The organism is Pseudomonas arcuscaelestis (assembly GCF_016881005.1).
Classification (GTDB): Bacteria; Pseudomonadota; Gammaproteobacteria; order Pseudomonadales; family Pseudomonadaceae; genus Aquipseudomonas; species Aquipseudomonas arcuscaelestis.
Genome location: NZ_JACOPV010000004.1, coordinates 220,681 through 233,493, shown reverse-complemented (window position 1 = coordinate 233,493; position 12,813 = coordinate 220,681). Strand labels below are relative to the sequence as shown.

Below are 12,813 nucleotides of genomic sequence, written 5' to 3'. Positions count from 1 at the left end.
GTGTACAACTCGTGTTACTCGTCGGATTTTCGTTGCCAGCCCCTCTTTCCAGCCTCAGGATCGCCTCGTCATCCTTATGAGGCTCTCTTGATGAAGTACTCCTCGATTCTGTTGTTGTCTCTTGGCCTGCTTAGTGGCGTTGCCTCGGCAGGTGGCACCACCGAAGCCGGTATTGGCGGCGCATTGGGCGGGGTACTGGGCTCTGTGGTCGGTAACTCGATCGGCGGCAGCACCGGCTCAACTATTGGCGCCGGCCTTGGCGGCGCGGCAGGCAGTGCGGTGGGTGCCAACAAGCACAGTCGTGGCGAAGCAGCGATTGGCGGTGCCCTGGGTGCAGCCGGTGGTAACGCTATCGGTCGTAACGTCGGTGGTACCAACGGTGGTTACATCGGTGCAGCCGCAGGTGGCGGTGCAGGTGGCGCCCTCGGTAACTACATGGGCAAGAAGAGCGACGAAGAAGATCGTCACTACAGTAACAACCGCGGCTACGACGACCGTCGTCACTACCGCGACCGTGGCCATCACTACGGCCATCGCAAGCACAAGAAGCACTGGCGCCACCGCTAATCGCGCAAGGGCTTAAGCCAATCTCTTAGTCCCTGCCGTCACCGGCAGGGACTGCGAAGCGCCCCCCGCGTTACCGCCCAAGCTGTTCGCGCCGATCTGCCTCTCACACTGTGGTCCTCTTGCACCCAGTAATACCCCTACCTTACCTAAGACTTAGGGGCTACCCCGATTCTGGCAGCAGTAGCCTGTAGCTATCATCGACCATTCCCAATCAGCCAATGGACGCAGGGAATGCGCATCGATTCTGCAACGCCGATCCGACTGCTCATTGCCAGAAGAAGCTGAGATGCCAGCCGGCAAACGCGTCCCTGCGCTTAACGAACGCCAGTTCCTTGAGCTTCAGTCGCTGGTCGAGCGCGCCTGCGGCGTGATCCTGCTTCCTGCACGCCAAGCAGTCATTGCTGCGCGCCTGGCCAGGCGCCTGCGCCATTTTCAGTTGCCCGGCTTTAGCCAATACCTGCACGTGCTTGCACAGCCTGACCAGAGTGCTGAGCGCCAGCGGGTGGTCGAACTGCTGGTCCCGAAAGAAACCTATTTTTTCCGCGAACACCCGCACTTCGAGTTTCTCGCCGACTGGCTAAGCAAGTCCGCCGCGCCTGTGCGCCTGTGGAGCGCCGCATGCTCGTCGGGGGAAGAAGCCTACAGCTTGGCCATGATCGCCAGCGAAACTGTCCGTAGCGAAAACTGGAGCGTTCTGGGCAGCGATATAAGCCCCCTCATGCTCAAGCTTGCCCGCGAAGGCATCTACGACATTGCCCAGGCGCGTTACTTCCCCCCAGGCTGGCTGCAGCGCTATTGCCAATATGGCATCGGCGCAACGGTCGGGCGATTGCAAGTGCAAGCGGCATTGCGCGAGCGAGTCAGCTGGCGGCAGATCAATCTGCTGCAGCCAATGCCTGACGACCTGGGGGTTTTCGACGTCATATTTCTACGCAATTTACTGAGCTATTTCAGCCAGGATGACAAGCAACTGGTCGTCCAGCGCTTGCTAACCCGGCTGCGTCCGGGTGGACTGCTATTAATCGGGCACAGCGAAAACATCCACGGGTTTGATTTACCAATACGGCTGATACTGCCCTCGGTATTCGAGCGCCTATGTTGACCGGCGCCGCCGTCACCAACGCCAGACCTACGATATCAATCGCTCTCCTGCACGGCAGCGCTCATACGGACCGAGCAAACCTGCCGCTCCCCAACTCTTGCGAAACAGGTTCGACCCCATGCTTTGCCGAATTCTACTTGCCGACGACTCGCCGCTTTTTCGAGCTGGCCTGCGTGCACTGCTCGAACAAAAAAAACACTACGCCGTGGTCGGTGATGCAGGCGATGGCACGACAGCTGTCGCGCTGGCGGAAAAGCTCAAGCCTGATGTGATTCTGTTGGACTTGACCGCCGACACCCTGGACAGCGAACAGATACTGCGCGAGTTGAACCTGCTCGCGCCGAGCTGTCACGTACTGATGCTTTCAACACGTTCGGAACTGGATTTCGTCATGCGTTGCCTGCAGCTCGGCGCCCATGGATTTCTGCTCAAGAGCGCTTCGGTGCAAGAGCTTGAGCAAGCACTGCTGGCACTGAAAAACGGTGGCCAGTACCTGTCGGCCGCGGTGCTGCCGATGGTGATCGGGCAGGCCGTCAAACACAGCCGAAAACGCATGCCCGGCAACAGCGCAATGCAGCTGACTATACGCCAGCTGGAAGTGCTGAGGCTCATCGCCCGTGGTGAAAGCACCCGCTCGATTGCCGACGGCCTGGGTCTGAGCGTAAAAACCATCGAAGCGCACCGCTCACAAATCATGCACCGACTACAGATTCACGACGTTCCGGGCCTGGTGTTGTTTGCCGTACGCGAAGGCATCATCCGCCTGAACGACTGAGCCGGTGGTTCAGCCGCGCACACTCAGCATTGCAAACTCAGCAGCGCCGCCTGCAGGGCGTCAGGCAACGGCACCGGGCGCCCCGAGGCGCGCTCGACAAACACCTGCACAACCTTACCCGCAGCACACGGCTGCGCGTCGCCGACCCGGAACAGACCCAACTGGTACTCCACCGAGCTTCCGGCTACGCGTGCCACGCGTAGGCCAACCTCAAGCGTGTCGGGAAACGCCGGCAAGGCAAAGAAGTCCGCCGCCGAGCTGACCACAAAACCCAGCACCTCCCCCTCCTGCGGGTCCAGGCCCGCCTGCTGCAGGAGAAAGGCCTGGATGGTCGTATCGAAGTAGCCGTACACCGTCGCACCCGCGATATGACCGTTAAGGTCGCTGTCTTGCCAGCGGGTAAGAATGGGGTGCAGGTGTGGGTAGTCGTGGCGCTGGGGAGTATCGGACATAGCTAGCCTGAGGATAGATGCAGATAAAGGAAGCTTCCCACAATCGCATCGCAACTCCTATTGTCGCAATCAACAATAGTTCGCATCGCATGGCCTGAGTAAATGACGACAGAACGCAAAAAGCCGCCCCGAGGGGCGGCTTCTTGTTTCACGCAGACGTGAACTTAGAGCTGTGGGCCAGCGGCCTTGATGGCGTCGGAAACTTCAAACTTCTTGAAGTTCTCGATGAACAAGTTGGCCAGGGCCTTGGCTGCTTCATCGTAAGCGGCCTGGTCAGCCCAGGTGTTGCGTGGGTTGAGCAGAACGGTTTCAACGCCAGGAACGAGTTTTGGCACGTCCAGGTTGATGATGTCCAGGTGCTCGGTTTCAGCCCCCACCAGCGCGCCGCTCTGGATCGCTGCGATCACTGCACGGGTGGTCGGAATGTTGAAACGCTTGCCAACGCCGTAGCCACCACCGGTCCAGCCGGTGTTGACCAGGTAGACCTTGGAGCCAAAGCCACGGATACGCTTGATCAGCAGTTCTGCGTACTCGCCAGCCGGACGCGGGAAGAACGGCGCGCCGAAGCAGGTGGAGAAGGTCGACTTGATGCCGCTGCCCGAACCCATTTCAGTCGAACCCACCAGTGCGGTGTAGCCCGAGAGGAAGTGGTAGGCCGCTTGCTCTTCGCTGAGGATCGAAACTGGCGGCAGTACACCGGTCAGGTCGCAGGTCAGGAAGATAACAGCGTTAGGCTCGCCACCGAGGTTCTTCTCGGAACGCTTCTCGACGTGCTCCAGCGGGTAGGCGGCACGGCTGTTCTGGGTCAGGCTGCCGTCGGCGTAGTCAGCCTTCTTGGCGTCGTCCAGAACAACGTTTTCCAAGACCGCGCCATGCTTGATGGCTTTCCAGATGACCGGCTCGTTCTTCTCGGACAAGTCGATGCACTTGGCATAGCAACCGCCTTCGATGTTGAACACCACGCCTTCGCCCCAACCATGCTCGTCGTCACCAATCAGGTAACGGCTTTCGTCGGCCGACAGGGTGGTCTTGCCAGTGCCGGAAAGACCGAAGAACAGCGTGACGTCACCCTCTTCGCCGATGTTGGCAGCGCAGTGCATTGGCAGCACGTCGGCAGCTGGCAGCAGGAAGTTCTGCACCGAGAACATGGCTTTTTTCATTTCACCGGCGTAACGCATGCCGGCGATCAGCACTTTCTTCTGTGCGAAATTGAGGATCACGCAGCCATCGGAGTTGGTGCCGTCACGCTCAGGTACACATTCGAAGTTGGCAACGTTGAGCACTTGCCATTCATCACGACCGGCAGGGTTGTACTGCTGCGGGTTGATGAACAGGCAACGGCCAAACAGATTCTGCCAGGCAGTCTGGGTGGTCATCTTGACGGCCAGGTAGTGCTCGTCTGCAGCGCCTACGTGAACGTGGGAAACGAAATGCTCTTGCGCGTTGTTGAAGGCCTCGACGCGGTCCCACAGGGCATCGAACTTGTCGGCCGGGAACTTGCGGTTGATCGGGCCCCAGGCGATGGCATCCTGCGTGGAGGGCTCTTCGACGATGAAACGGTCAACCGGCGAACGACCGGTACGGTGACCGGTTTTCACGACCAGCGCGCCTGTATCGGCCAGCTCGCCTTCACCGCGGTTCAGCGCTTCTTTTACCAGCTCATCGACGCTCAGGTCGGTGTAGACGGTGTTGTTGGCTTGCGTCATGAGATTCCCCATCCGGCCTGAGGCCGAGTGCTCCAAACGTTTTGTAGTAGAGCTTTTAAAACTACTACAGCGAAAAAAGTGGCCGGATTATGCCAGAAACGCCCAAAAAAAGTAGGGCCCTCCTGTCAGAACGGCGAGTTTCCGGCGTTAGACAGGAGATTTACCTGTGGTGAAACGTTTTAGTGACGAGTATCTGACGGCGCGTCTACACCGCCACCGCCGAACAATTGCTCGATATCGGCCGCATCGAATTCATAGCTCTGGTTGCAGAACTGGCAATCGACCTCGATCTTGCCACCACTCTCATTGACCAGCGCAAGGGCATCGTGTTCGCCCAGGCTGACCAACGCATTACCGGAGCGCTCGCGGGAGCAACTGCAACGAAATTGCAGCGGTTGGATATCGAACAGGCGCACGGCATCTTCGTGGTACAGGCGATGCAGGACAGTTTCGTTGTCCAGGCCGAGCAGCTCTTCGGCTTTCAAGGTGTTGGCCAAGGCCTTTACGTGGTTCCAGCTTTCTTCACGATCTTCGATGTCCTTCTGGCGATCAGCAGGCAGTTGCTGCACCAGCAGGCCACGGGCGCGCAGGCCATCGGCGGTGAGGGATACGCAGGTATTGATCTGCTGAGACATAACGAAGTAGTTGGTGAAACATTCCGACAGGTCTTTGCCGTCCAGTTCCACCGTCCCCTGATAGCGCTGGCCCTTGACTGGAATGATGGTCAGCACCAGATGCCCGCCGGGCATCAGGTCAGCCAGGGTTGCATCAGCCTTGATCTGTTCGGCCTCATACCGGGCCAGACCGCGAATTTCGTGCTCGCTGGTGCATTCGATGGCCAGCAGCGGCACCGGCCCGCTGGACTGTGCCTGGAGAATCAGCAAACCATCGAACTTCAGGGTGCCGACCAGCAGGGCAGCGGCTGCCATCAGTTCGCCAAGCAACTGCGCGACAGGCTGCGGGTAAGGGTGCTTGGCCAGTACCTCGGCGTAGCTGCGCTCCAAGCCGACCATTTCACCGCGTACATCGCGATCGTCGAAGATGAAGCGTTGGGTGTAATCGGTATCGGACAAATCGTGCATGGGTTCAGACTTTCGAATAAATGGGTTAATGGCGCCTAGTTTATCAGTGCGCCCCGCGCCCGTTAACCGGCGCTGTCATGAAGCTGGTGGATCTGGCGACGTTGCTTCTTGGTTGGCCGACCGTCGGTCGTTATCCCCATCGCTCCGGCCTTGCGCATGGCGGCGGCCTTTTCGCGACGGTCAATACTCTCCGGCGTTTCGGCATAGAGCGCCTGGGCCTCGGGCGCTCCCCGACGCACCACCGAAAGCGCCAGAACCACCACCGTGCGCTCATCAAAGCCGGTGCGCAAGACGAATTCGTCGCCTACATGCGGCTCTTTACCCGGCTTGCAGCGCTCGCCACGACAGTGCACCTTGCCGCTTTCAATGGCCGCCTTGGCCAGTGCGCGGGTCTTGTAGAAACGTGCGGCCCAGAGCCATTTATCCAGACGTACCTTGTCATCGTTTTCCGGCTTTTGTGCCATGACATTTCTCCGCATATTTTCGTTAACGGAACTGTACTACCGTATCTGACGGATGCAAAAAAACTGCGGCGTGCTTACAGTTCACGACTTGTCGCGCACGCCGGTTCTGGCCTTGCGATTTTTTATGCTGGTTGAGCAATTTGAAGACATTTGACCATTTGACTGTAATTGGCCTGCGCGAGTGGGTAGCCTTGCCCGACCTGGGGGTGGCCGGCTTGCGCGCCAAGATCGACACCGGCGCCAGCACCTCGAGCCTGCACGCTACAGAGGTAGAGCCTTTCGAGCGCAATGGCGAGCAGTGGGTGCGTTTCAACGCGCACCTGGGCTCGATCGTGCAATTACGCCATCGCCGCTGTGAAGCACCGTTGGTGACCATGAAGACCATCAAGAGCTCCAACGGCCACGCGCAAATTCGCTACGTGATCAGAACGCCGTTGGCATTGGGCGACCGGGTCTGGGAAGTCGAATTCACCCTGGCTTGCCGCAAAGCCATGCGCTATCGCCTTTTACTCGGATCCAAAGCCCTGATTCATGGCCAGTTGGTGGTCAATCCAGGGCTCAAGTATGTTCAGGACAAGCCGGCATTTCCGGCCACTATTTCTCCTTCCACAGGTGTTGCATGAAGATCGCCGTGCTGTCGCGTAACCCGCGTCTGTATTCCACTCGTCGTCTGGTTGAAGCCGGTACTGCACGAGGCCATGAGATGGTTGTGATCGATACCCTGCGCGCCTATATGAACATCGCCAGCCACAAGCCGCAGATCCACTACCGTGGTAAGCCGCTAGAGGGCTTCGATGCCGTAATCCCGCGGATCGGCGCATCGGTGACCTTCTATGGCTGCGCAGTGTTGCGCCAGTTCGAAATGATGGGCGTGTATCCGTTGAACGAATCGGTTGCCATTGCCCGCTCGCGGGACAAACTGCGCTCGCTGCAGTTGCTGTCGAGGCGCGGCATCGGCCTGCCTGTTACCGGCTTTGCCCACTCGCCAGACGATATCCCGGACCTGATCCAAATGGTCAACGGCGCCCCACTGGTAATCAAGGTGCTCGAAGGCACCCAGGGCATCGGTGTGGTGCTGTGCGAAACCACCAAGGCCGCCGAGTCGGTGATCGAGGCATTCATGGGCCTGAAGCAAAACATCATGGTTCAGGAATACATCAAGGAGGCTGGAGGCGCCGATATCCGTTGCTTCGTGGTCGGCGACAAGGTTATCGCGTCGATGAAGCGGCAGGCCAAACCCGGCGAGTTCCGCTCCAATTTGCACAGAGGCGGCAGTGCCAGCCTGATCAAGATCACTCCCGAAGAGCGCATGACCGCCATTCGCGCCGCCAAGGTAATGGGGCTAAGCGTGGCTGGCGTGGATATTCTGCGGTCGAATCACGGGCCACTGGTAATGGAGGTGAACTCATCGCCTGGCCTGGAAGGCATCGAAGTCACCACCACCAAGGACGTGGCCGGCATGATCATCGAGCACCTGGAAAAGAACGGCGGGCCAAACCTGACCCGCACCAAAGGCAAAGGCTAGACCGCGTCACGCGGTAGCAACAGCCCCAGCGGCAGGCGCACCCTGGCTTCCAGGCCGCCGCCGGAGCGGTTGCGCAACTCGACATTGCCGCCATGCTGCGCGGCAATGCGCTTGACGATTGCCAGCCCCAACCCGGTCCCCTTGCCGCTTCGGGCCCGGTCGCCGCGAATGAACGGGTTGAAGATGCCTTCCAGCTCGTTCGGATCAATACCCGCGCCTCGGTCCAGCACACTGAGCACCACATACGGGGCGCTGCTGTCGCCGGACACGTAGGCTGCCACCTCGACGCCCTTGCCTGCGTGATACAGGGCGTTGCCGATCAGGTTGTTCAACAGGCGCTTGAGCGAAACCCTGCGCAATGGAAAAGGCGGAATCGGCTCAAGACACAGGCGTACACGCTCTTCTGGCTGGTTGAACGGCGCCACCACTTCACGCACCAGGTCGCTCAGGTCGACCTCTTCGACCGGCTCGTCCCGGCCATCACGAATAAACGCCAGAAACTGGTCGAGGATGGCGTCCATGTCTTCGATATCGCGCACCATGTCGTCGGTCAGGTCACTGTCGTTGTCCAGCATCGACAGCGACAGGCGTAAACGGGTTAAAGGCGTACGCAGGTCGTGGGAAACACCCGCCAGCATCAACTCCCGCTCTTGACCGGCCTGTTCGACGTCTTCGGCCATTTGGTTGAAGGCCCGGTAAACCTCGGTCATCTCGCTAGGAGTGTCGCTGATCGGCAACCGCACACTTCGTCCCTGTCCCAGTTGCCGGGCAGCAAATACCAGGCGTTTGAGTGGCTGGTTGAGCTGACGGACAAAGATCCATGCCGAGGCTGTGGATAACAAGCCGATAGCCAGGAACCAACCCAGCACGCTCCATATTTTCTGGCCACGCAGCGGATGCGGATAAAGCGGAACCTTCAACCATCCGTCGCCAAGACTTGGCGCCCTGACCCACAGGGCCGGTGGCGCATGGATGCGCAAACGCACTTCGGTGTCGGCGCCAAGCTCAGCCTGCATCTGGCGCTGGTAGATTTCACTGTAGGGCCAGTGCTGCTCACCTTCTGGAACACCGGAACCTACTACTCGAATCAGCCCAGCGGCTTCGGCGATCTTGTCGCGGTCGGATTCATCGGCGGCCCAATAGGCGCGCAGGGTCAGGGCCACCCCGTGGCTGTATTGGCGATCGACCAGCACGTCTTCGTTCATCAGCAAGTAAACCAAGGTCAGCGCCTTGGAAAACAGCACGACGATCAGCACCAGCCATAAGGTGCGGGCGAAGAAGCTTTGCGGGAACCACAAGGGGGTTTTCATCGACAACGGCTACACACTTTGCAGGAACGAGCATGGCTCGCAGGCTTTGCGGATCTCGGCACACGCAAAAACAGGGCAACCCGAAGGTCCACCCTGCTTGCCGTGACTGACTCCTACAATCGAAACATCACTTGCTGGCATTGCCATCCGGTACGAACACGTAACCGACACCCCAAACCGTCTGGATATAACGGGGTTTGGAAGGATCAGGCTCGATCATGCGACGCAAACGGGAGATCTGCACGTCGATGGAGCGCTCCAGCGCATCCCATTCACGACCACGGGCCAGGTTCATCAGCTTGTCACGGGTCAGCGGCTCGCGCGCGTGCATGACCAATGCCTTGAGCACGGCGAACTCGCCGGTAGTGAGCATGTGCACTTCTTCGCCGCGCTTGAGCTCGCGGGTAGCCAACGACAGCTCGTAGTCGCCAAAGGTGACGGTTTCGTCCTCGCTGCCTGGGGCTCCGGGTACTGCCGGCGCCTGGCGACGCAGTACGGCCTTGACCCGCGCCATCAACTCGTCGGGGTTGAAAGGTTTGGCCAGGTAGTCGTCGGCACCCAGCTCCAGGCCCTTGATACGGCTGAGCTCATCACCCTTGGCGGTAAGCATGATGATCGGGATCTGGTTGTTTGCGGCGCGCAAGCGGCGGCAAGCGGTGAGGCCGTCCTCGCCAGGCAGCATCAGGTCGAGCACCACCATGTTGAAAACTTCACGGGCAAGCAAGCGGTCCATCTGTTCGGTATTGGGTACTGCACGGGCGCGATAGCCCTTACTGGTGAAGAATCGTTCCAGCAGGCTGCTCAAGCCTGGGTCATCATCGACGATGAGAATTTTTTCGCCTTCAACGGTTTGTGCAGTGCTGCTCATGGATAGCTCCTCTAATCTCGGCACGCATTATGGCTTAGCCGCCATTGGCCGTGCCGTGTGCATTGTTAGCAGATTTTTCCCCGGGCGCCAGTTCTGCCTAGTCAGGGGCTGGCTTGCTGCTATCACCGCAACCCCGGCTGGCTGGGTATAATGCGCCGCTTTCAGCCAGCGCCGCATTGATCCGAGTGCCCTTTGGCGCCCGCCCGCGGCCTTTGTATTCACAATTTGTCAGGTGGTTTTATGGACAGCATCAACAGCCGCATCGCCGAGGAACTCGGCGTACGCCCGCAACAGGTCGAAGCGGCCGTGGCCCTGCTTGATGAAGGCTCGACGGTGCCTTTCATCGCTCGCTACCGTAAAGAAGTGACCGGCAGCCTGGATGACACCCAACTACGTCACCTGGACGAACGCCTGCGCTACCTGCGTGAGCTGGACGATCGCCGCTCCAGCATCCTTGCCAGCATCGAAGAACAAGGCAAGCTGACCCCGGAGCTGGCCCGCGAAATAAAACTGGCTGACACCAAGACACGTCTTGAAGACCTCTATCTGCCCTACAAGCAAAAACGCCGCACCAAGGGCCAGATCGCCCTTGAAGCGGGCCTGGGCGAGCTTGCCGATGGTTTGCTGAACGATCCACAGCTGAGCCCGGAAGTCGAAGCAGCGCGCTTCGTTGACGCCGAAAAAGGCGTGGCCGATGTGAAAGCTGCGCTTGAAGGCGCCAAGTACATCCTCATGGAGCGTTTCGCCGAAGACGCCAGCCTGCTCGACAAACTGCGCAGTTTCCTCAAGCAGGAAGCAGTGCTCAGCGCGCGTCTGGTCGCTGGCAAGGAAGAAGAAGGCGCCAAGTTCCGCGACTACTTCGAGCATGATGAACTGCTCAAGAGCATGCCATCGCACCGTGCCCTGGCGATTTTCCGCGGGCGCAACGAAGGGGTGCTCGCCGCTTCGCTGAAAGTCGGTGAAGAGCTGCCAGGAACGTTGCATCCTTGCGAAATGATGATCACCGAACGCTTCGGCCTGCAGAACCACAATCGCCCTGCCGACAAATGGCTGAGCGAGGTGGTGCGCTGGACCTGGAAGGTCAAGCTATACAGCCACCTGGAAACCGATCTGTTCGGTGAATTGCGCGACAACGCCGAAGGTGAAGCCATCAACGTCTTCGCCCACAACCTGCACGACCTGCTGCTGGCTGCCCCCGCGGGCCCTCGCGCAACCTTGGGCCTCGACCCGGGCCTGCGCACCGGCTGCAAAGTGGCGGTGGTCGATGCCACCGGCAAGCTGCTCGACACTGCCACGGTTTACCCGCATGTCCCGAAAAACCAGTGGGACCAGACTATCGCCGTGCTCGCCGCGTTGTGCGCCAAGCACTCGGTGGAGCTGATCGCGATCGGCAACGGCACCGCAAGCCGTGAAACCGACAAACTGGCTGCCGAGCTGATCAAAAAGTATCCAGCCCTGAAAATGACCAAGATCATGGTCTCCGAAGCCGGTGCTTCGGTGTATTCCGCTTCGGAACTGGCAGCCCGTGAATTCCCCGACCTGGATGTATCGATCCGTGGTGCCGTGTCCATTGCCCGTCGCCTGCAGGACCCGCTGGCTGAGCTGGTGAAAATCGATCCGAAATCCATTGGTGTCGGCCAATACCAGCACGACGTTTCGCAACTCAAGCTGGCCCGTGGCCTGGACGCTGTGGTCGAGGACTGCGTGAACGCCGTAGGTGTTGATGTCAACACCGCCTCGGTAGCGTTGCTGGCGCGCATCTCCGGCCTCAACAGCACCCTGGCACAAAATATCGTCAACCATCGTGATGCCAACGGCGCGTTCAAAACCCGTGCAGCGTTGAAGAAAGTCAGCCGCCTGGGCGAAAAAACCTTCGAGCAGGCAGCCGGTTTCCTACGCGTTATGAACGGTGACAACCCGCTGGACGCTTCGGCGGTCCACCCCGAAGCCTATCCCCTGGTGCAGCGCATCGCCGCTGAAACCGATCGCGACATTCGCTCCCTGATTGGCGACAGCGGCTTTCTCAAGCGCCTGGACCCGAAAAAGTTCACTGACGAAACGTTCGGCCTGCCGACCGTCACCGACATCCTTCAGGAGCTCGACAAACCGGGCCGCGACCCACGTCCCGAGTTCAAGACGGCCGAATTCCAGGAAGGTGTCGAGGACCTCAAGGACCTGCAACTGGGCATGATTCTCGAAGGCGTGGTGACCAACGTGACCAACTTCGGGGCCTTCGTCGATATCGGCGTCCACCAGGATGGCCTGGTGCACATTTCGGCGCTGTCCGAGAAGTTCATCAAGGACCCACGCGAAGCGGTCAAGGCCGGCGATGTGGTCAAGGTCAAGGTCATGGAAGTCGACATCCCGCGTAAACGCGTCGGCCTGTCGATGCGCATGAGCGACACCCCGGGCGAGAAAATCGATGGTGCCCGTGGCAGCCGCCCAGGCTCTGCACCACGTCAGCAAAGCGCTCCAGCCCGTGCCAAGGAAACCCCGGCACCCGCCAACAATGCCATGGCGGCATTGTTCGCCAACGCCAAACAGCTGAAGAAGAAGTGATGCCGGCCCCACAAGAGGTTGTCCTCAGCGCCTTCAGCCAGTTTCTCGGCTGCCGCCTGCAGCATCTGGAAGCAGGCGTTGCGCACATGACCCTGGCCCTGGCGCCGGAGTTGCGCAACCGCGGTGGCAAGCTGCATGGCGGCGCGATCTTCAGCCTGGTCGATACTGCGATGGGCCTGGCCTGTTCCAGCGCCCATGGCTTCGACCAGCAGAGCGTGACCCTGGAATGCAAGATCAACTACCTGCGCGCGGTTGGCGACGGTGAAGTGCTGTGTATCGCCCGGGTGCTGCACGCCGGGCGGCGCACGCTGGTGGTCGACGCCGATGTGCTTCAGGGCGACAAGCTGGTGGCAAAAGCGCAAGGAACGTTCGTCGTCCTCTAGCCTCAAACGGCAAAATTGGG

The 12,813-nt window shown here is 59.7% G+C and carries 13 protein-coding genes; 7 read left to right on the top strand and 6 right to left on the bottom strand.

Annotated features, from left to right (window positions below; translation table 11 throughout):
- Nucleotides 1–87 precede the first annotated feature (87 nt).
- The 3 genes from H8F21_RS07415 to H8F21_RS07405 all read left to right on the top strand — a co-directional run bounded on the left by H8F21_RS07415 (nucleotide 88) and on the right by H8F21_RS07405 (nucleotide 2,444).
- Nucleotides 88–567: a glycine zipper domain-containing protein gene (locus H8F21_RS07415; RefSeq protein WP_203543853.1), complete on the top strand. Its 480-nt coding sequence runs from the start codon at nucleotides 88–90 to the stop codon at nucleotides 565–567.
- Between the two features lie 286 nt (nucleotides 568–853).
- The gene (locus H8F21_RS07410; RefSeq protein ID WP_203584181.1) at nucleotides 854–1,669 is read left to right on the top strand and encodes a CheR family methyltransferase; all 816 of its coding nucleotides are present in this window, start codon (nucleotides 854–856) and stop codon (nucleotides 1,667–1,669) included.
- A gap of 118 nt (nucleotides 1,670–1,787) precedes the next feature.
- On the top strand, nucleotides 1,788–2,444 hold the full coding sequence (locus tag H8F21_RS07405) for a response regulator (protein WP_203584180.1): 657 nt from the start codon (nucleotides 1,788–1,790) through the stop codon (nucleotides 2,442–2,444).
- Nucleotides 2,445–2,467: 23 nt separating this feature from the next.
- On the opposite strand, the gene H8F21_RS07400 is transcribed toward H8F21_RS07405, so the two are convergent.
- The 4 genes from H8F21_RS07400 to H8F21_RS07385 all read right to left on the bottom strand — a co-directional run bounded on the left by H8F21_RS07400 (nucleotide 2,468) and on the right by H8F21_RS07385 (nucleotide 6,148).
- The gene (locus tag H8F21_RS07400) at nucleotides 2,468–2,896 is read right to left on the bottom strand and encodes an acyl-CoA thioesterase (RefSeq protein ID WP_203480923.1); all 429 of its coding nucleotides are present in this window, start codon (nucleotides 2,894–2,896) and stop codon (nucleotides 2,468–2,470) included.
- A 164-nt stretch (nucleotides 2,897–3,060) separates the two neighbouring features.
- Entirely contained in the window at nucleotides 3,061–4,602 is a 1,542-nt protein-coding gene (locus tag H8F21_RS07395) for a phosphoenolpyruvate carboxykinase (protein ID WP_203480924.1), read from the bottom strand.
- A gap of 179 nt (nucleotides 4,603–4,781) precedes the next feature.
- Entirely contained in the window at nucleotides 4,782–5,684 is a 903-nt protein-coding gene (gene hslO, locus H8F21_RS07390) for an Hsp33 family molecular chaperone HslO (RefSeq protein WP_203480925.1), read from the bottom strand.
- 62 nt (nucleotides 5,685–5,746) lie between these two features.
- Nucleotides 5,747–6,148, bottom strand: coding sequence for an RNA-binding S4 domain-containing protein (locus H8F21_RS07385; RefSeq protein WP_203480926.1), 402 nt, complete (start codon nucleotides 6,146–6,148; stop codon nucleotides 5,747–5,749).
- A gap of 140 nt (nucleotides 6,149–6,288) precedes the next feature.
- On the opposite strand from H8F21_RS07385, the gene rimB reads away from it, so the two are divergent.
- Both rimB and rimK read left to right on the top strand, forming a co-directional pair.
- Nucleotides 6,289–6,771, top strand: coding sequence for a retropepsin-like aspartic endopeptidase RimB (gene rimB / locus H8F21_RS07380; protein WP_203480927.1), 483 nt, complete (start codon nucleotides 6,289–6,291; stop codon nucleotides 6,769–6,771).
- Nucleotides 6,768–7,673: a 30S ribosomal protein S6--L-glutamate ligase gene (gene rimK / locus H8F21_RS07375; protein WP_203480928.1), complete on the top strand. Its 906-nt coding sequence runs from the start codon at nucleotides 6,768–6,770 to the stop codon at nucleotides 7,671–7,673. Before rimB ends, rimK begins: the two co-directional genes overlap by 4 nt.
- Here rimK and H8F21_RS07370 read toward each other — a convergent pair.
- Nucleotides 7,670–8,983, bottom strand: coding sequence for an ATP-binding protein (locus H8F21_RS07370; RefSeq protein WP_203584179.1), 1,314 nt, complete (start codon nucleotides 8,981–8,983; stop codon nucleotides 7,670–7,672). The two genes, rimK and H8F21_RS07370, sit on opposite strands and share 4 nt — an antisense overlap.
- Before the next feature lie 127 nt (nucleotides 8,984–9,110).
- On the bottom strand, nucleotides 9,111–9,851 hold the full coding sequence (gene ompR / locus H8F21_RS07365) for an osmolarity response regulator transcription factor OmpR (protein WP_203480931.1): 741 nt from the start codon (nucleotides 9,849–9,851) through the stop codon (nucleotides 9,111–9,113).
- A 240-nt stretch (nucleotides 9,852–10,091) separates the two neighbouring features.
- Here ompR and H8F21_RS07360 point away from each other — a divergent pair, with 240 nt between their 5' ends.
- Together H8F21_RS07360 and H8F21_RS07355 are read left to right on the top strand one after the other, a co-directional pair.
- Nucleotides 10,092–12,410, top strand: coding sequence for a Tex family protein (locus tag H8F21_RS07360; RefSeq protein ID WP_203480932.1), 2,319 nt, complete (start codon nucleotides 10,092–10,094; stop codon nucleotides 12,408–12,410).
- Nucleotides 12,410–12,793, top strand: a complete 384-nt coding sequence (locus H8F21_RS07355) for a PaaI family thioesterase (RefSeq protein ID WP_203480933.1) — start codon at nucleotides 12,410–12,412, stop codon at nucleotides 12,791–12,793. The genes H8F21_RS07360 and H8F21_RS07355 overlap by 1 nt, the downstream gene beginning before the upstream one ends.
- Nucleotides 12,794–12,813: the final 20 nt, after the last annotated feature.

Excerpts from the sequence above, each read along its gene's own strand:
- H8F21_RS07410 (WP_203584181.1), top strand. The coding sequence starts at position 854 with ATGCCAGCCGGCAAACGCGTCCCTGCGCTTAACGAACGCCAGTTCCTT.
- H8F21_RS07405 (WP_203584180.1), top strand. The coding sequence starts at position 1,788 with ATGCTTTGCCGAATTCTACTTGCCGACGACTCGCCGCTTTTTCGAGCT.
- H8F21_RS07400 (WP_203480923.1), bottom strand. The coding sequence starts at position 2,896 with ATGTCCGATACTCCCCAGCGCCACGACTACCCACACCTGCACCCCATT.
- H8F21_RS07395 (WP_203480924.1), bottom strand. The coding sequence starts at position 4,602 with ATGACGCAAGCCAACAACACCGTCTACACCGACCTGAGCGTCGATGAG.
- hslO (WP_203480925.1), bottom strand. The coding sequence starts at position 5,684 with ATGCACGATTTGTCCGATACCGATTACACCCAACGCTTCATCTTCGAC.
- H8F21_RS07385 (WP_203480926.1), bottom strand. The coding sequence starts at position 6,148 with ATGGCACAAAAGCCGGAAAACGATGACAAGGTACGTCTGGATAAATGG.
- rimK (WP_203480928.1), top strand. The coding sequence starts at position 6,768 with ATGAAGATCGCCGTGCTGTCGCGTAACCCGCGTCTGTATTCCACTCGT.
- H8F21_RS07370 (WP_203584179.1), bottom strand. The coding sequence starts at position 8,983 with ATGAAAACCCCCTTGTGGTTCCCGCAAAGCTTCTTCGCCCGCACCTTA.
- ompR (WP_203480931.1), bottom strand. The coding sequence starts at position 9,851 with ATGAGCAGCACTGCACAAACCGTTGAAGGCGAAAAAATTCTCATCGTC.
- H8F21_RS07360 (WP_203480932.1), top strand. The coding sequence starts at position 10,092 with ATGGACAGCATCAACAGCCGCATCGCCGAGGAACTCGGCGTACGCCCG.
- H8F21_RS07355 (WP_203480933.1), top strand. The coding sequence starts at position 12,410 with ATGCCGGCCCCACAAGAGGTTGTCCTCAGCGCCTTCAGCCAGTTTCTC.